The organism is Streptococcus sp. F2 (genome assembly GCF_056500955.1).
In genome coordinates this window covers 1-18,213 of the sequence record NZ_JBWKAI010000033.1, presented here as the reverse complement: position 1 = coordinate 18,213, position 18,213 = coordinate 1, and the positions used below count along the sequence as shown (strand labels likewise).

16 protein-coding genes and 3 pseudogenes are annotated in these 18,213 nt (G+C 40.7%); 17 read left to right on the top strand and 2 right to left on the bottom strand.

The genetic code is table 11. The annotated features are described in order from the left end of the window. Positions 1 to 224 (bottom strand): annotated as a pseudogene (locus ACYTR8_RS09060) (transposase); the annotation flags it as partial. 55 nt (positions 225 to 279) lie between these two features. Between ACYTR8_RS09060 and ACYTR8_RS09055 the strand changes: the two are divergent. From ACYTR8_RS09055 to ACYTR8_RS09005, 11 genes and pseudogenes are all read left to right on the top strand, one after another. Beyond that, positions 280 to 759, top strand: a pseudogene (locus tag ACYTR8_RS09055) (DUF6119 family protein); the annotation flags it as partial. After that, positions 754 to 1,062, top strand: coding sequence for a BlaI/MecI/CopY family transcriptional regulator (locus tag ACYTR8_RS09050; protein ID WP_479642045.1), 309 nt, complete (start codon positions 754 to 756; stop codon positions 1,060 to 1,062). The pseudogene ACYTR8_RS09055 and the gene ACYTR8_RS09050, both read left to right, overlap by 6 nt. A 303-nt stretch (positions 1,063 to 1,365) precedes the next feature. After that, entirely contained in the window at positions 1,366 to 2,325 is a 960-nt protein-coding gene (locus ACYTR8_RS09045) for a Gfo/Idh/MocA family protein (RefSeq protein ID WP_479642044.1), read from the top strand. 91 nt (positions 2,326 to 2,416) lie between these two features. Then, positions 2,417 to 3,349, top strand: a complete 933-nt coding sequence (locus ACYTR8_RS09040; protein ID WP_269760407.1) for a magnesium transporter CorA family protein — start codon at positions 2,417 to 2,419, stop codon at positions 3,347 to 3,349. A gap of 219 nt (positions 3,350 to 3,568) precedes the next feature. After that, entirely contained in the window at positions 3,569 to 4,279 is a 711-nt protein-coding gene (gene ccdA2 / locus ACYTR8_RS09035) for a thiol-disulfide oxidoreductase-associated membrane protein CcdA2 (RefSeq protein WP_003051940.1), read from the top strand. A 12-nt stretch (positions 4,280 to 4,291) separates the two neighbouring features. After that, on the top strand, positions 4,292 to 4,915 hold the full coding sequence (locus ACYTR8_RS09030; protein WP_111717169.1) for a TlpA disulfide reductase family protein: 624 nt from the start codon (positions 4,292 to 4,294) through the stop codon (positions 4,913 to 4,915). Positions 4,916 to 5,128: 213 nt separating this feature from the next. Continuing rightward, a pseudogene (gene msrB, locus ACYTR8_RS09025) lies at positions 5,129 to 6,061 on the top strand (peptide-methionine (R)-S-oxide reductase MsrB); the annotation flags it as partial. 87 nt (positions 6,062 to 6,148) lie between these two features. Then, positions 6,149 to 6,889: a response regulator transcription factor gene (locus ACYTR8_RS09020; RefSeq protein WP_479642043.1), complete on the top strand. Its 741-nt coding sequence runs from the start codon at positions 6,149 to 6,151 to the stop codon at positions 6,887 to 6,889. Continuing rightward, positions 6,886 to 8,619 (top strand): cache domain-containing sensor histidine kinase, encoded by a 1,734-nt coding sequence (locus ACYTR8_RS09015; protein ID WP_111717163.1) that lies wholly within the window; start codon positions 6,886 to 6,888, stop codon positions 8,617 to 8,619. Before ACYTR8_RS09020 ends, ACYTR8_RS09015 begins: the two co-directional genes overlap by 4 nt. Before the next feature lie 72 nt (positions 8,620 to 8,691). Next, entirely contained in the window at positions 8,692 to 9,771 is a 1,080-nt protein-coding gene (locus ACYTR8_RS09010) for an MmcQ/YjbR family DNA-binding protein (protein WP_479642042.1), read from the top strand. A gap of 22 nt (positions 9,772 to 9,793) precedes the next feature. Further along, positions 9,794 to 10,510, top strand: a complete 717-nt coding sequence (locus ACYTR8_RS09005) for a B3/B4 domain-containing protein (RefSeq protein ID WP_443597694.1) — start codon at positions 9,794 to 9,796, stop codon at positions 10,508 to 10,510. Between the two features lie 162 nt (positions 10,511 to 10,672). Here the strand turns inward: ACYTR8_RS09005 and ACYTR8_RS09000 are convergent, their stop codons facing one another. Continuing rightward, entirely contained in the window at positions 10,673 to 11,146 is a 474-nt protein-coding gene (locus ACYTR8_RS09000; protein ID WP_003051927.1) for an arginine repressor, read from the bottom strand. 141 nt (positions 11,147 to 11,287) lie between these two features. Here ACYTR8_RS09000 and ACYTR8_RS08995 point away from each other — a divergent pair, with 141 nt between their 5' ends. From ACYTR8_RS08995 to ACYTR8_RS08970, 6 genes are all read left to right on the top strand, one after another. After that, on the top strand, positions 11,288 to 11,968 hold the full coding sequence (locus tag ACYTR8_RS08995) for a Crp/Fnr family transcriptional regulator (RefSeq protein WP_269760414.1): 681 nt from the start codon (positions 11,288 to 11,290) through the stop codon (positions 11,966 to 11,968). Positions 11,969 to 12,245: 277 nt separating this feature from the next. Then, positions 12,246 to 13,481, top strand: coding sequence for an arginine deiminase (gene arcA, locus ACYTR8_RS08990; protein WP_014407704.1), 1,236 nt, complete (start codon positions 12,246 to 12,248; stop codon positions 13,479 to 13,481). A gap of 6 nt (positions 13,482 to 13,487) precedes the next feature. Then, positions 13,488 to 13,922: a GNAT family N-acetyltransferase gene (locus ACYTR8_RS08985; protein WP_164403517.1), complete on the top strand. Its 435-nt coding sequence runs from the start codon at positions 13,488 to 13,490 to the stop codon at positions 13,920 to 13,922. Between the two features lie 123 nt (positions 13,923 to 14,045). After that, positions 14,046 to 15,059, top strand: coding sequence for an ornithine carbamoyltransferase (argF, locus tag ACYTR8_RS08980; RefSeq protein ID WP_269760415.1), 1,014 nt, complete (start codon positions 14,046 to 14,048; stop codon positions 15,057 to 15,059). Between the two features lie 170 nt (positions 15,060 to 15,229). Further along, positions 15,230 to 16,723 (top strand): YfcC family protein, encoded by a 1,494-nt coding sequence (locus tag ACYTR8_RS08975; RefSeq protein WP_111717157.1) that lies wholly within the window; start codon positions 15,230 to 15,232, stop codon positions 16,721 to 16,723. Positions 16,724 to 16,739: 16 nt separating this feature from the next. After that, positions 16,740 to 18,071, top strand: a complete 1,332-nt coding sequence (locus ACYTR8_RS08970) for a dipeptidase (protein ID WP_479642041.1) — start codon at positions 16,740 to 16,742, stop codon at positions 18,069 to 18,071. Positions 18,072 to 18,213: the final 142 nt, after the last annotated feature.

Genomic DNA, 18,213 nt, shown 5'->3' with positions numbered 1-18,213 from the left:
ATAAATTCTTTCGGACGTAGAAGGTCTTTCTTTCCTCTTGGTCGTATGTAAGGAAGGACAGGAGTGATTTCCTTATCAATCAGAAACTTGGCAATGCTGGGAATTTTATAGCCGGAATCCGCAATAATAAACTGTGGTTTCAAGGGTTCAAGCTTGGCAAAAAGTGCAGGAAAAGCCTGACTATCATGGATATTGCCAGCCTCAACACTATAAGCAAGCGCCCACTGCTTATTATTCGAAACGGAATGTAATGAGGAACGCTATTTTTTAAACAACGGAGATTGGTTTAGAATTGAAAGTAATTATTATACTAGTATCTTGCAGAAAATTCAGAGTATTCCAAAATCTGAAGTGGTTTAGATTGCTTGTGAGGCCGATTGGGGTGAGGGTGATTACAATGTGAATTTTGTCAATTCAAATCCTACGGATTATCAATTATTTGATAAAATGAATTACCGAGAAACTAGTTGGGGGAAAAGTAAAATTGAACCAGCAGATATTATAACTAAAGTTAGACAATTTATCCATGTTAAAAAAGGAGGTGCTTCTTCGTCCCTGAGTCATTTATTTGCTCAAGGGTTGGTTTCTTCACAGCTATTGAAAAATAACAGTGATTATAGAAAACATATAGAAGATAGTGTTCAAGAGAAGTTTGGGACTAATTTTATTGATAATAATGAAGTAGAAGTAGTTTTTGGAATTATTGATAAGAGGTACAATGAAGATTTTAATAAATTTTTACCAGTATTTTCTATGATTAACTTGTGTCAAAACTACGATAATATATTAAATTTAGGATATAAATGTTCATTACTACCGATTGAATTGATAACAGAGCCAAACAGAACAAAAAAGGAATCTGCCATTTTGCAAATGTTTAATAAGAGTAGCCATCTATCGGTTGAACAAATTAAAGAAAAATTGCCAGATAAGTATAAAAACTTATCTAAGAGAACTATCAGTAATATTACTGAAAAGCTAGTTAATGAAAATATACTTCAATTTGCCATGGAGGGGAAGAAGAAGATATATGGATTAACAAATTCTTCAGGAATACTATAGCTGAACTATATTTTAAAATGGTATTTAGAGGAATACTCATTAATTATATAGAAGTAGGCGAAATGTAACACCCTCCAATTAAGCTAGGTTTAAGTTTCCTAAGCTAAACTACGCTTAGCCGAAAAATAATTTCTTTTTACAGAACTCCTAATAGGAATCTTGGTTTACCAAGGTTCTTATTTTTGCGTGACTAACTGAATCGCTATCCTTCCTTATCACCTCTTGTGGTAATATATGTTGTTATCTCTTTCCCCCTTACATATGCTATAATAAGCTTAACAAATGCATGGTAAAGGAGTTAGGATGGCTAAGGTTCGGTATGGGATTGTGTCGACGGCGCAGGTGGCCCCTCGTTTTATTGAGGGGGTGCGCTTGGCTGGCAATGGCGAGGTTGTGGCGGTGTCCAGTCGTTCACTTGATAAGGCAAAGGCTTTTGCGACAGCGCATCAGTTGCCTAAGGCTTATGGTAGTCTTGATGACATGTTGTTGGATGTGTCGATTGATGCCATTTATGTAGCAAGTATCAATCAGGACCATTTTCCTGCGGCTAAGAAGGCTTTGCTGGCAGGCAAGCATGTTCTGGTGGAAAAACCGTTTACGTTGACAGCTGCTCAGGCTGAAGAACTTTTTGCTTTAGCGCAAGAGCGCGGCTTGTTTTTGATGGAGGCCCAGAAGGCTGTCTTTATTCCTATGACACAGCGTTTAAAAGGCCTTATTGCTGCTGGGGAATTGGGTGATATTGTATCGGTTTCGTCAACAACGGCCTACCCCAATATTGATCATGTGACCTGGTTTAGAGATTTGGAAAAAGGTGGGGGAACTGTGCATTTTATGGCGCCTTACGCTCTTTCTTATTTGCCTTATCTCTTTGATGCTGATATTGTGTCGGCTAGTGGCGTAGCCCGTTTTCCTGAAGGACAAAGTGATAGCCAGTCTAAGCTGATTTTGGCTTTATCAAATGGGGTTTTAGTGGATATTTTTCTGACCACTCATCTCAGCTTACCCCATGAACTAGTGATTTATGGGACTAAGGGGCGTTTGGAAATTCCTCATTTTTGGAAAACCACGCATGCCACTTTGGTCAGACCTGATGGGAGTCGTTCTGTCATTGAGGCGACCATGCCTAGTGATTTCGAGGCAGAAGCTCATCATGTCAGTCAGATGATTTTAGAAGGTCAATTGACGAGTCCTGTGATGACCAAATCCCTAACCCTGTCGGGCGTTGGCTTGATTGAGAAACTTTACCGTTCTTGGGGGAAATAACGATTCAGTAAAGGCAATTCTCAAGCCTTTGACTTGTGTATTCCACCCCTTTAATCCATAATAGGCGTAAGATATCCAAAGGAGATTTGCCATGCCAATACTTCCTAAAGCCAGTTCGGCAATCACGTTAATCAATCTTGATCAGCTTACAGAGCACGATCAAGAAGCACTGGTGTCAGAAGGTCTCATTGACGCTGAGGTCTTTGATTACGCTAAAGATAAAAATGAAACCTCATTTATGGAGGAAAACAAGGAAAAACTGACTATTGTTTTTCAGATTTTGGATCGTCAGGAAGAAGCTTATCATCCCAACCATATTCCCCGTGTGATTCCGATTACTCTCTTTTTGAATGATCAGTCTCTCTATATTTTGGGGCATGATCACAGCTTGGCGCTAATCGAAGAAGTTTTCCCTGACTTGGATGAGAGTCGTTCGCCACGTCACCTGGTGTTTCAGCTGTTAACGGCTTTTACTAAACAGTACGTGCCCCTGATGGATGAAATAGCGCAGCAGCGAGATAAGTTGATTGAAGCCTTGCGTCAAAAAGCCAATAAGACGAATTTGGAAAGTTTGGCTAACTTGCAAAGTGGCACTGTTTACATTCTCATTGGTTCTAAGCAAAATGAACAAATGCTAGCAGAATTAAAAAACATGCCTGGCCAGCAGGACCTCGAAGAAGATGAGGCAGAGCAGCACCGCGATGCCATTATTGAGGCTAGGCAGTTGTCTAATATGTGTGATTTAAACACTCGTGTGCTCAAGGAGATTTCGTCTTCTTATAACAACGTCCTCAGCAACAATTTGAACAATAATGTGACCAGTTTGACGATTTTTTCGATAGGCATTTCAATTATTGCCATGGTTACTAGTTTTTATGGCATGAATGTGAAGTTGCCTTTTGCCAAAGTTGATAGTGTGTGGTTCTGGATTGTACTAACAACCAGCCTTGTAGCCTTGTTGATTATGGTTGTCATGTACTGGTATGTGCATAAGAGAAATCGCAATGCGTCTAAGCGTATTTAACTTTTCTTGTTAGCCTTATTTACTGTAACGTTTGACATAGCATGGAAAATGATTTTCGTTATGAACCCGACCTCATTAAAAGAGAGGTCGGGTTTTTACGTCCCTTTAGTCAATCATTTATCTGATATCGTATCAAATTCAAGTTTTTGCATACCCCAGTCTATGGTTTGTCTGTCTTGCTTTAGATACAATAAGGATAACCTTAGAGAGGAGTTGCTTATGACCTTATCAATCGTCTTAATCGCTTCCGTTTTTGCGGCAGGCTTGTTATCATTTTTCTCTCCGTGTATCTTTCCGGTCCTTCCTGTCTATTTAGGTATTTTACTGGATGCAGATGATTCAAGGACAATGACTATATTTGGTAAAAAACTCTATTGGTATGGCATTGTCAAGACCTTAGCCTTCATTTTTGGGTTATCCACTATCTTTGTGATTTTAGGTTATGGGGCTGGTTTTTTAGGAAATATCCTTTATGCGGTATGGTTTCGGTACTTACTGGGAGCCTTGGTCATCATTCTGGGGATCCATCAGGTGGGCTTGATTACCATTAAGCGTCTGCAATTTCAAAAATCACTGACTTTCCATAATGATAAGAATCGCAACGGTTTGCTCAATGCATTTATCCTTGGTTTGACCTTTAGCTTTGGCTGGACGCCTTGTGTAGGACCTGTTTTGAGCTCTGTTCTCGCCTTGGTTGCTTCCGGTGGCAATGGCGCTTGGCAAGGTGGTCTGCTCATGATTGTCTATACGCTAGGATTAGGCATTCCCTTCTTGCTCTTATCTTTTGCATCTGGTTTTGTTTTGAAACATTTTAATAAACTCAAACCCCATATGCTTTTACTGAAAAAAGTAGGAGGCGTTCTGATTATTATTATGGGGATTCTGCTTATGACAGGAACCTTAAATAACTTAGCACAACTTTTTGGATAAAGGAGAAACACAATGAAAAAAGGACTATTAGTAACAACTGGTTTGGCTTGTCTCGGTTTATTGACCGCTTGCTCAGCCCAAGACAATATGGCTAAAAAAGAAATGACTCAGGACAAGATGAGTGTGGCAACAAAGACAAACGATAAGATGTCAACATCAAAGGACAAGTCCATGATGACAGATAAGTCATCAGATAAGAAGATGACCAACGAAGGCCCTAGGGCACCTGATTTTGAGCTTAAAAGTGTAGACGGTAAGACCTATCGCCTATCAGACTTAAAAGGTAAAAAAGTCTATCTGAAATTTTGGGCATCTTGGTGTTCAATCTGTCTGTCAACCTTGGCAGATACCGAAGACCTTGCCAAAATGTCCGACAAAGACTATGTGGTCTTAACAGTTGTCTCACCAGGTCATCAAGGGGAAAAATCAGAAGCAGACTTTAAGAAATGGTTCCAAGGAACAGACTATAGGGACTTACCAGTCTTGTTAGATCCCGACGGTAAACTGCTGGAAGCTTACGGTGTCAGATCTTACCCAACAGAAGTTTTCATTGGAAGTGATGGAGTGCTTGCCAAGAAACATATTGGTTACGCTAAAAAAGCAGATATCCAAAAGAATCTAAAAGCTATTCACTAGGAAGAACGAATCGAAGATTAGAAAAAAGGAGTTGGTCATATGGAACACAAATGGAAATTATTGCTATTTATTGTTGGAGTGGTCGTGTTAATAGGCGGTGCTTCTATTCTCATTCAGAAAGGTCAAGCCAAGGCTTTTAGTCAAGGCAAGCCTCAACTACCGGCTAAAAAAGTCAAATCCACTAAATTAGATCCTAATGTTCCTGTTGATCAAAAAGTGATTTACCTAGCTGGTGGCTGTTTCTGGGGCGTTGAAGAATATTTTTCACAGGTAGATGGTGTCCTAGATGCGGTGTCAGGCTATGCGAATGGTAGAGGGGAGACTACTAATTACCAGTTAATTCATCAGACTGGTCACGCAGAAACCGTTGAAGTGACCTATGATGCGAACCGTGTCAGTTTAAAAGAGTTACTTCTGCATTTTTTCCGAATTATTGACCCAACCAGTGTTAATAAGCAAGGAAATGATCGCGGTAGTCAATACCGAACTGGGATTTACTATACTGACAAAGCAGATTTAGCTGTTATTGATGAGGTCTTCAAGGAAAAAGCTAAAGACTACAAGAAGAAAATTGTGGTTGAAAAGGCGCCATTGAAACACTTTATCAAGGCCGAAGAGTACCACCAAGATTACCTCAAGAAAAACCCAAATGGCTACTGCCATATTGATATTAACCAAGCAACTTATCCCGTCATTGATGAAAGCAAGTACCCAAAACCAAGTGCAGCTGAGATTAAAGCAAAACTATCTGCAGACGAATATCGAGTGACGCAAAAAAATGAAACCGAAAGAGCCTTTTCAAACCGCTATTGGGATTCTTTTGAGGCTGGAATCTATGTTGATGTTGTTACTGGTGAACCACTCTTCTCTTCAAAAGACAAATTTGAATCCGGCTGCGGTTGGCCAAGTTTTAGCCGTCCGATCAGCCCAGATGTTATTCGTTACAAGGAAGATAAGAGTTTCAATATGACGAGAACAGAGGTGCGCAGCCGTTCAGGGAATTCTCATCTGGGGCATGTCTTTACTGACGGACCTAAAGACCAAGGCGGCCTTCGTTACTGCATCAATAGCTTGGCTATTACCTTTATTCCAAAAGCTGATATGGAAGCTAAGGGCTATGGTTATTTATTATCATCTGTGGAATAGGGTTAGTCCTAAAAATCTGATATAATAGAAGAAAGACTAGTATGAAAGGGCCATGCAAGGCCCTTTGTAAAGATAAGGAGATACCGTGTGTACTCATTGTTAATTGTAGAAGACGAATACCTTGTGCGCCAGGGTATTCGTTCTTTGGTTGATTTTAGCCAGTTCAAGATTGAGCGGGTCAACGAAGCAGAAAATGGCCAGTTAGCTTGGGACTTGTTTCAGAAAGAGCCTTATGATATTGTTTTGACGGATATCAATATGCCCAAATTAAATGGGATTCAACTAGCGGAACTCATTAAACAGGAATCCCCCCAAACCCATCTGGTATTTTTGACGGGCTACGATGATTTTAACTATGCCTTATCTGCTTTGAAGTTAGGGGCAGATGATTACTTGCTCAAACCCTTTTCCAAGGCAGATGTAGAAGACATGTTAGGAAAGCTCCAGCAAAAATTAGACCTTTCCAAGAAAACAGAAACCATTCAGGAATTGGTTGAACAATCTCCAAAAGAGGTATCTGAGCTAGCTATGGCCATTCAAGGCCAACTAGCCGATTCTAGCTTGACCTTAAAAAGCCTAGCCCATCAGCTTGGTTTTAGTCCGAATTACCTTAGTGTGCTCATTAAAAAAGAGTTAGGCTTGCCCTTCCAAGATTATTTGGTGCAAGAGCGGTTGAAAAAAGCGAAGCTCCTCTTGTTAACTAGCGACCTGAAAATCTATGAAATTGCGGAGCAAGTGGGCTTTGAGGACATGAATTATTTTTCACAGCGTTTTAAGCAGCTTGTTGGAATGACGCCAAGTCAATATAAAAAAGGAGGACGGGCATGAGGCGTTACCCTCTACTGGTTCAGTTGATTTCGTATGTCTTTGTCATGGTGCTTGCCCTTATTACCACACTGGGCTTACTCTATTACCAGACCAGTTCTCGTAATATCAGGCAGTTAATTGAACGTGATACCCGGCAGAGCATTCGGCAAAGTTCCCAATTCATTGACGCTTACATCAAGCCTCTCAAAGAAACAACTTCGGTGCTGGCGAAAAATTCGGAAATTCAAGACTTTGCTAGTCAAATTCATCAAGAAGACGACAAGCAGGTTCTTCAGCTCATGGAGATGGTACTTGCGACCAATTCCGATTTACAAGCAGCTGTTCTGGTGACTAAGGATGGTCGAACGGTGTCTACCAACCCTCAGTTGACCATGAAAACCTCCAGTGACATGATGGCAGAAACCTGGTATAAAGCAGCCATAGACCGTCAGGCCATGCCAGTCTTGACCCCAGCTCGGCAATTATCTCTTTCCTCTAAAAAGGAGTGGGTGGTTTCTGTGACCCAAGAGGTAGTAGATAGGGCTGGGCATAATTTAGGTGTGCTAAGACTTGATATTGCTTATCCGACCATTAAAGCGTCTTTAGACCAGCTTCAGCTAGGCCGCCAAGGCTTTGCCTTTATTGTGAATGATAAGCATGAATTTGTTTACCATCCCAAAAAGAGTGTTTACAGCTCTTCTCGAGAAATGGCTGCCATGAAACCTTATTTGGCTATTAAAAATGGCTACGCCAAGGATAAATCATCCTTTGTTTATCAAAGGGTCATTCCCAACAGTCAATGGACTTTGATTGGTGTTGCTTCCTTGGACCAATTGCACCGAGTACAACGTCAGATTTTTTGGTCCTTCCTTGGGATGGGACTTCTAGCCTGTCTTATCTGTGGCCTTACGACTATTTTAGTCTTACGTAAATGGATTCGTCCCATTCAACAATTGCAGCAGGTGATTCTGGCTATTCAAAAAGGGAACCGTCAGTTGCGTGCCCAAGAAACGGGTTCGCCGGAATTGACAGACCTTGCCCATCAGTTTAATGCGCTCTTAGATCAAATTGATAGCTTGATGGTTGCCGTTGCGGATAAGGAAAAGGCGATTGGGCAGTACAGGTTACAAGCCTTGGCTAGTCAGATTAACCCGCATTTTCTCTATAACACCTTGGACACTATTATTTGGATGGCAGAATTTAATGACAGCAAGCGCGTTGTAGAAGTGACCAAGTCTCTAGCTAAGTATTTTCGTTTGGCCCTTAATCAGGGGAATGACTATATTCGTTTAGCAGATGAACTGGATCACGTTAGCCAATACCTCTTTATTCAAAAACAGCGTTACGGAGACAAGTTAACTTATGACGTTCAAGGCTTAGATGCCTATGCTGATTTTGTTATTCCTAAACTCATCTTACAACCCTTGGTGGAAAACGCCATCTACCACGGAATTAAAGAAGTGGACCGCAAGGGCATGATCAAGGTTACGGTATCTGAGACAGCTCAACATCTGATTTTGACCGTCTGGGATAATGGTAAAGGAATAGAAGCATCTGCTTTAACCAATAGTCAAAGTTTACTGACTAGAGGAGGAGTAGGTCTTAAAAACGTCGACCAACGATTGAAGCTCCAATATGGAGAGGCTTATCAGATGATCATTCAAAGTCAGTCAGACCAGTTCACTGAAATACAATTAAGCCTTCCTAAAAGGCATGAGTTAATGGCAGACGACACACAGGAAAACGAGTAAGGTTACAGGAAGTGCATGTCAGCCATTTCCCTAAGTTAGGGGATTGGAGATAGGAACCTTAGAAAGGATATCATGAGTTTAGCAACTGACTATTTTAGCCGACAGACCCCCATAGTTGAAAAGCTAATGGCTTACGGTTTTGAAAAACGAGATAATGGTTATTTCTATAACGAACGGTTTATGGAAGAAGAATTTGAGGCGCAGCTTAGGATTGATAAAGCTGGCAATATCTGGGACAGGGTTATTGATTGTGACTTGGAGGAGGATTATTTGCCTTTACAACAGGCAGCCTGGCAAGGAACCTATAGTGGGCAGGTTAGAGCGGCCTATTTGGAACTTTTAGAGCGCTTATCAGTAGCCTGTTTTGAAGCCACTCCTTTTCAGTCAATGCAAGCTAATAGACTTGCTAAGCATATCACCAAAGAATGGTCTGACCCAATGGACTATCCTTTTGAGAAGCACCCATACCTTGCAACCTATCGGGTAGGGGGCAAATGGTATGCCATGATTTTTTCTCTCTTGGCTGATAAATTGGACCAGATACCAGAGAGATTAGTAGGACAGACATGTGAAGTGATGACTGTCAAAGTTAATCCCAAGGATTTACATCAGTTACTGCAGCAAGAGGGCATTTACCCTGCCTACCATATGTCAAAAAACAATTGGGTTAGTGTTGTCTTGGATGATAAAGTAACAGATGATCAGCTTTGGGGGTTAGTCATTCAAAGTCGTCAACTAGTCAATCCCAACGGTCTTTCTAATCCTAATGGTCCTGATTATTGGGTCATTCCAGCTAATTTGAAATACTATGATATTGATGCAGAATTTGCAGCTAATGATGTGATTTTATGGACTCAAAAAGCTGGTATTGCCGTGGGAGACTACGTGCTGATTTATATGACGGCTCCAGTCAAATCCATTCGCTATGCCTGCCAAGTCCTCGAAACCAATATACCTAACCAAGGCTATCGTAAAAATCCTAACATTGACAAACTCATGCGTCTCCGAAAATGCCAACAGTACGAGGATGGTCTCTTGTCCTTTGACCTTATGAAAGAACATGGCGTAGCTGCCGTGAGAGGGCCAAGACGTTTAAGCCCTCAATTAATTGCATTTTTAAAGGAAAAAGAGTATCTTAAAGGAAACAACTAAGGGGACTAAAGGAGAATAAGAGATGGTTCAATTTGTAGCAGATCAAAGTTTTTGGGAACTTTTTCCAGATGCCAAACTAGGTGTCGTCTTATTAAAGGATGTTCAGAATCAAGGGGAGTCACCAGAAGATGTCAAACAGCTATTAGCAGACAGCCATGAGTTGGCAAAAGCTTATTTAACAGCAGACAATTTTAGTGATAATCAGGTGGTTCAAGTTTACCGCAAGGCCTATCAACAATTTAAAACCAAAAAGGGGGCCCGCTCTAGCATCGAAGCCCTTCTCAAGCGGGTGGCAAATGGTCAAACCATTCCGTCTATCAACCCGCTAGTGGATATTTATAATGCGGCTAGTCTACGTTTTGGTTTACCTGTTGGAGCCGAAGATAGTGACAGTTTTGTTGGAGATTTACGTCTGACGGTAACAGATGGTGGTGACGACTTTTACTTGATTGGGGATGCTGACAACAACCCAACCTTACCGAATGAACTGTGTTATAAGGATGATATTGGAGCGGTTTGCCGTTGCCTTAACTGGCGAGATGGTGAACGCACCATGGTGACAGAACACACTAAAAATGCTTTTTTGATTATCGAAGCCCTTGATCAAGAAGGCCAGAATAGGTTACAACATGCTCTTGACTTCATTGAAGGCAGCGCTAAAATGTACCTTCATGCAATCACTTCTTTGCATGTGTTGGATAAAGATAATCCACACGTGCCACTTTTTACAGAAAACTAGATTAGTATGATGAGTTTTGTAAAATAGAAGGTTAACAAAAAAGCGAGTAAACGAATGTCCTGACATTTAGGTTTTCGTTTACTCGCTTTTTGATGAGATCTTGCTGCCCTAGTAAAAGGTGAGGACTAGATCGTATATCACATAGAGGTTTTCTGTGAAGTTTTATTTGTTACTAAAGAAGAAAGGTGGCGTGTAGTGACTGAGGGTTTCGTAACAAGCCTTAGCTTGCTCATTGTCCTCGCAAACGATCAAACAAGTATCATCCCCGCAAACCGTTGCTACAATTTCTGGAATTTGCATGGCATCTAAGATGGATCCAAAAGATTGAGCCAGTCCTGGTAGGGTCTTTAAAATGATTTGGTTTTGAACCACCTTTAACATGACCAAGGCATCTTCCATGTAAAAACGAAGCCGATGTTCCCAGCGGGTTTGTGAAATGGCTAGCGCTTCATAGTGTGTATCGTTACCAGAAGTCACTTTAACCAGATTCAATTCCTTCATGTCACGAGATAGGGTTGCCTGTGTAATGGTAATGCCATTTTTACGCAATCGCTCCTGCAATTCCTGCTGAGTATGTATGGTTGTTTCGGAGATGAGGGAACGTATCAGTTGATGACGTGTCTCTTTCTTATTCATTTTTATAATCTTCCTTTAACGTAATTGATAACAATCCGAGTATAGCAAAAAGAGGAGAAGGTGTAAAGTTTTTGATGAACCGCTTACAAAATATGGGGTTTTATGATAAAATGAAGGTAACGTTTAGAAAAGGAGGCTTATGTGATTCGAAGAGAAGATTATCAATACCTTAGAAAATTAAATGATTTTCGTCACTTTTCTATTGAACAATTTGACAAAATTGTGGGTCAAATGGAATTCCGAAAAGCTAAAAAGGACCATATCCTTTTTTTTGAAGGCGATAAGAGAGACAAGCTTTTTCTAGTGACCTCTGGTTATTTCAAGGTGGAGCAGTCCGATCAATCAGGAACTTTCATGTATACGGATTTCATCAGACATGGCACCATTTTTCCTTACGGTGGCCTCTTTACAGATGATTATTACCATTTTTCAGTGGTAGCCATGACAGATGTGACCTATTTTTACCTGCCTACGGACTTATTTGAAGAATACTCGCTTCAAAATCGCCAACAAATGAAACATCTTTATAGTAAGATGTCTAAGCTGCTCGAGTTACATGAGTTGAGGGTCCGAAACTTGATTACATCAAGCGCCAGTTCTCGTGTGATTCAATCTTTGGCTATTTTGCTGGTAGAAATGGGCAAGGATAGTGATACCTTACCATTTCAGTTGACCACAACAGACATTGCCCAGATGAGTGGGACCACAAGAGAAACAGTCAGCCATGTGTTGAGAGATTTAAAAAAAGACAAATTAATCACCATTAAAGGGAAATACTTGACCTATTTGGACAAAGCTTACTTTTTACAATATACAAAATGACCAAATCGTCAGAAAAACACTTTTTTAAAAGTTTTTTCTGACTTTTTTTAATTTATAACTATAAATTTTTACACTAAAATGTAAAAAACATACAAGTAAACGAATACAAATTTATAAAGATAAATTTTTAGACAAAAAAGTGTAAGCGATTACACAAAGTGAACGTGAGAAATATCCTATTTTTATCTCAGGTATAAAGTACACTAGGGATGTAAGCAAGAGTTAAGAATCTTGACGGTGAATTCACAAAAAAACCATTTAGAAAGAGGTAATTATTATGACTGCTCAAACACCAATTCATGTGTATTCTGAAATTGGAAAATTAAAAAAAGTCTTGCTCCACAGACCTGGTAAGGAAATTGAAAATCTTATGCCAGACTACTTGGAACGCTTGTTGTTTGATGACATTCCATTCTTAGAGGATGCCCAAAAAGAACATGATGCTTTTGCCCAAGCTTTACGTGACGAAGGCATTGAAGTCTTGTACCTTGAAACCTTAGCTGCAGAATCTCTTGTCACTCCAGAAATTCGCGAAGCTTTCATCGATGAATACCTAAGCGAAGCTAACATTCGTGGAAGAGCTACTAAAAAAGCTATTCGTGAATTGTTGATGGCTATCGAAGACAATCAAGAATTAATTGAAAAAACCATGGCAGGGGTTCAAAAATCTGAACTTCCAGAGATCCCAGCATCTGAAAAAGGCTTGACTGACTTGGTTGAATCCAGTTACCCATTTGCGATCGATCCAATGCCAAATCTTTATTTCACACGGGACCCATTCGCAACTATCGGTACAGGTGTTTCTCTCAATCACATGTTCTCAGAAACACGTAACCGTGAAACCCTTTATGGTAAATACATTTTCACTCATCACCCAATCTATGGTGGTGGCAAAGTGCCTATGGTTTATGACCGTAATGAAACCACTCGCATTGAAGGTGGGGACGAACTTGTTCTTTCAAAAGATGTGCTTGCGGTTGGTATTTCTCAACGTACAGATGCTGCTTCTATTGAAAAATTGTTGGTTAACATCTTTAAACAAAACCTTGGCTTCAAGAAAGTATTGGCCTTTGAATTTGCAAATAACCGTAAATTCATGCACTTAGATACTGTCTTTACCATGGTTGACTATGACAAATTTACCATTCACCCAGAAATTGAAGGCGACCTTCGTGTTTACTCTGTCACTTACGACAATGAAGAACTTCATATCGTTGAAGAAAAAGGTGATTTAGCAGAACTTCTTGCTGCTAACCTTGGTGTTGAAAAAGTTGACCTTATCCGTTGTGGTGGTGACAACTTAGTAGCAGCAGGTCGTGAACAATGGAACGATGGTTCTAATACCCTTACGATTGCCCCAGGTGTGGTTGTGGTTTATAACCGTAACACCATTACCAATGCCATTCTTGAATCCAAAGGCTTGAAGTTGATCAAGATTCACGGAAGTGAATTGGTTCGCGGTCGTGGTGGACCTCGTTGTATGTCAATGCCATTTGAACGTGAAGATATTTAGTAAGTTATGGTAAAGGTGATTGTAGGTCAGGAGCCTTTTCAAAGGGCAGCTAGTCTGTATCTTCGCTTCTGTGTCTTTGTCCTTGAACGAAACATTGCCATGGCAGATGAATTTGATGCCAATGATGAAAAAGGGACGGTTTATGCAGTTGTTTATGATGATGACCAGCCCGTTTCAACAGGACGATTTTTAGCTGAAACGAAAACAGAAGCACGATTAACACGAATTGCAACCTTAGCAGACTATCGTGGGCAGGGTTATGGTGCTAAAGTCATTGAAGCGCTCGAAACTTATGCCAGACAGGAAGGCTTTCGCCAACTAACCATTCACAGCGAATTGACAGCACAAACCTTTTATGAAAGCTTAGGTTATCAGGCCTATGGTCCCAAGTATTTAGAAGATGGTGAGTATTGTCAATCCCTTGTTAAAACCATTGCTTAATGGGAGAAGAATATGGACATAGCAATGCTAGTTGCGATTGTTGGTGGTCTATTAGGCTGCTATCTCTATCTCACAAAAAATAATGAACCCAAAGATTAAGTTAATACTCGAAGGAGACAATAGATGACACAAGTATTTCAAGGACGTAGCTTCCTAGCAGAAAAAGATTTTACACGCGCTGAATTAGAATATCTTATTGATTTTTCAGCTCATTTGAAAGATTTGAAAAAACGTGGTGTGCCTCATCACTACTTAGAAGGTAAAAACATTGCCCTCTTGTTTGAAAAAACATCAACTCGTACGCGTGCAGCTTTTACAACAGCAGCCATTGACCTAGGTGCTCACCCAGAATACCTTGGTGCCAATGACATCCAACTTGGTAAAAAAGAATCAACTGAAGATACTGCCAAAGTATTGGGTCGTATGTTTGATGGGATTGAATTCCGTGGCTTTAGCCAACGCATGGTTGAAGAATTGGCAGAATTCTCAGGTGTGCCAGTTTGGAATGGTTTGACTGATGAATGGCACCCAACCCAAATGCTTGCTGACTATTTAACAGTGAAAGAAAACTTTGGCAAACTTGAAGGCCTTACCCTTGTTTACTGTGGTGATGGACGTAATAACGTTGCTAATTCCCTTCTTGTGACTGGTGCTATTCTTGGTGTTAACGTTCATATCTTCTCACCAAAAGAACTCTTCCCAGAAGATGACATCGTAACATTGGCTGAAGGCTATGCTAAAGAAAGCGGCGCTCGAATCCTCATCACGGAAGATGTTGACGAAGCTGTTAAAGGCGCAGACGTGCTTTACACAGATGTTTGGGTATCAATGGGTGAAGAAGACAAATTCAAAGAACGTGTTGAATTGCTTCAACCATATCAAGTCAACATGGACCTTGTTAAAAAAGCAGGAAATGACAAGCTTATCTTCTTGCACTGCTTGCCAGCTTTCCATGACACCAACACCGTTTATGGTAAAGATGTTGCTGAAAAATTCGGCGTGAAAGAAATGGAAGTCACTGACGAAGTCTTCCGTAGCAAATACGCTCGTCATTTTGACCAAGCTGAAAACCGTATGCACACTATTAAAGCGGTTATGGCAGCAACCCTTGGTAACCTCTTTATTCCAAAAGTGTAATAAGGACTGGTACTCCTTAACTCATTTTACATATCAATGTGACCCCTTTAATTTAACAATTTAACTACTTAAAAAACGTACTTTAACTACATGACAAGTCGTTCTGGTTCTCGTGTCCTTGACCGGAACTGGGACGGCTTATTTTTATGAAAAGGTAAGAGGTAATCATTATGACAGAAGAAAAAAAACGGGGTTTTAGAATCCCTTCTTCTTACACCGTTCTTTTTATCATTATTGCCATTATGGCAGTATTAACCTGGTTTATTCCAGCTGGTGCCTATGAAACTGCCAAAGATGGTGGCGTTATTTCAGGCACTTACAAAACTGTGGCATCCAATCCTCAAGGTTTCTTTGACATCTTGATGGCGCCTGTCCGAGGCATGTTGGGTGTTGAAGGTACTGATGGAGCTATTCAAGTGTCTTTCTTTATCTTAATGGTTGGTGGCTTTTTAGGAGTTGTCAATAAAACAGGTGCCCTTGATACAGGAATCGCATCTGTTGTTCGTAAAAACAAAGGCAGAGAAAAAATGCTGATTGCCATTTTGATTCCTTTGTTTGCCTTAGGTGGTTCTACCTATGGTATGGGTGAAGAAACCATGGCTTTCTACCCACTTTTGATTCCAGTAATGATTGCTGTTGGCTTTGACAGTATTGTTGCTGTGGCTATTATTCTGATTGGTTCTCAAATTGGGTGTTTGGCTTCAACAATTAACCCATTTGCAACTGGTGTAGCAGCTGATGCTGCTGGTATCAGCATCGCAGACGGGATGATTTGGCGGATTATTCAATGGTTTGTCCTTGTCGGCATGTCCATTTGGTTCGTTTACAATTACGCTAGTAAGATTGAAAAAGATCCAAGCAAATCGTTGGTTGCAGACAAGGCAGAAGAGCATAAGGAATTTTTCCAATTGCAAAATTCTGGTGAAGAGTTAAGCAAACGCCAACGAAACGTTTTGACCATTTTTACCTTGACTTTTGTCATTATGATTCTTAGTTTGATTCCGTGGGAAGATTTTGGCATCAAGCTATTTACTAATATTAATACTTGGTTAACCACTATGCCTATTTTAGGTGGCGCTATTGGGAAAACCATGGGAGCATTTGGGACATGGTACTTCCCAGAAATTACTATGCTCTTTATCATGATGGGGGTATTGGTTGCTATCGTTTATCGTATGAGTGAAGATGATTTCCTTAGTTCCTTCTTGACTGGTGCAGGTGAATTCTTGGGCGTAGCCATGATCTGTGCAATTGCGCGTGGTATTCAAGTTATCATGAACGGCGGTATGATTACAGCCACTATTCTTCACTGGGGTGAAACTGGACTCTCAGGATTGTCTTCTCAAGTCTTTATTATCCTTGCCTATATTTTCTATCTCCCAATGTCCTTCTTGATTCCATCAACATCTGGGCTTGCTGGGGCAACAATGGGTATTATGGCACCGCTTGGTCAGTTCTCAAATGTTCCTGCCCACCTTGTTATTACAGCCTTCCAGTCAGCTTCTGGTATTTTGAACATGATCTCTCCAACTTCAGCAATCGTTATGGGAGCTCTTGCGCTTGGTCGCGTTGACCTTGGTACTTGGTGGAAATTCATCGGTAAATTTATTGTAATGGTAATGCTTGTGAGCGTGCTATTACTTGTAGTCGCAACATTCTTTTAACAGATAGGAGGTTCCTATGGAATCCTATATCAACCCCCAACATCAAGAGGCCTGTGTGGCTGCCATTAAACAGATTGTTTCCTACCCTTCTGTTCTTAATGAAGGGGAAAATGGCACACCTTTTGGACAGGCCATTCAAGACGTTCTTGAAGCCACTTTAAACTTATGTCAAGGACTTGGCTTCCATACTTATATCGATCCTAAGGGTTATTATGGTTATGCTGAGTTAGGTAATCAAAAAGAGGTCTTGGCTATTCTGTGCCACTTAGATGTTGTTCCAGAAGGGGACCGTCAGTTATGGCAGACAGATCCATTTGACTGTGTCGAAGCCGATGGTTGTTTGTTTGGGCGCGGTACTCAAGACGACAAAGGGCCTAGCATGATGGCACTTTTTGCCACCAAAGCCTTGACAGATGCAGGTGTAACCTTTAATAAACGCATTCGCTTTATTTTCGGGACAGACGAAGAAACCTTGTGGCGGTGCATGAATCGCTACAATGAGCTAGAAGAAAAAGCCACCTTTGGGTTTGCTCCTGACTCAAGTTTTCCATTAACCTATGCCGAAAAAGGCCTCCTTCAGGCAAAACTAGTGGGGAAAGGTTCTGATAAACTGTCACTTGAAATTGGACAAGCCTACAATGTTGTTCCTGCAAGAGCCTCTTATCAAGGTGATAAGCTGGAGGCATTACAAAAAGAACTAGATAAGCTTGGCTTTGAGTACGTCGTCAAAGAGGACAGCTTAACGGTGTATGGTCTCGCTCAGCATGCTAAAGATGCTCCGGATGGGATCAATGCCCTCATCAGACTTGCCAAAGCCTTAGTCGTCCTTGAACCCAATGAAACCCTTGATTTTCTTGCCAATGTCGTTGATGAAGATGGCAGAGCAATCAATATTTTTGGACCAGTCGAAGATGAACCTTCAGGCAAATTGAGTTTTAACGCCGCAGGGCTTACCTTAACCAAAGATAGGGCAGAAATTCGCCTAGACATTCGGATTCCAGTTCTGGCGGATAAGGAAAAATTGGTCCAACAATTAAGCCAAAAAGCGCAAGAATATGGTCTAACCTACCAAGAATTTGATTATTTGGCACCTTTATATGTGCCATTAGAGAGTGAATTGGTAACGACCCTATTAACAGTCTATCGAGAAAAAACCGGTGATCAAAGCCCTGCCCAATCATCAGGAGGGGCAACCTTTGCCAGAACAATGGACAATTGTGTTGCCTTTGGTGCCCTTTTCCCTGATGCTGTTCAAACGGAACACCAAGAAAATGAACACATCGTTTTAGCGGATGCTTACCGCGCTATGGATATTTATGCGGAAGCTATTTACCGACTAACGCGATAACAATACATGAGGAGTAAGTTTGAAAAAAATAAAAGCTAATTGATTTATTGTTTATGCTGATTTTGGGCGCACTAAAAAGAGGTATTGAAACCTGATTTTTGAGATTAAGCGACATTGAATCCGTGCTGTTGTGCAAAACGAA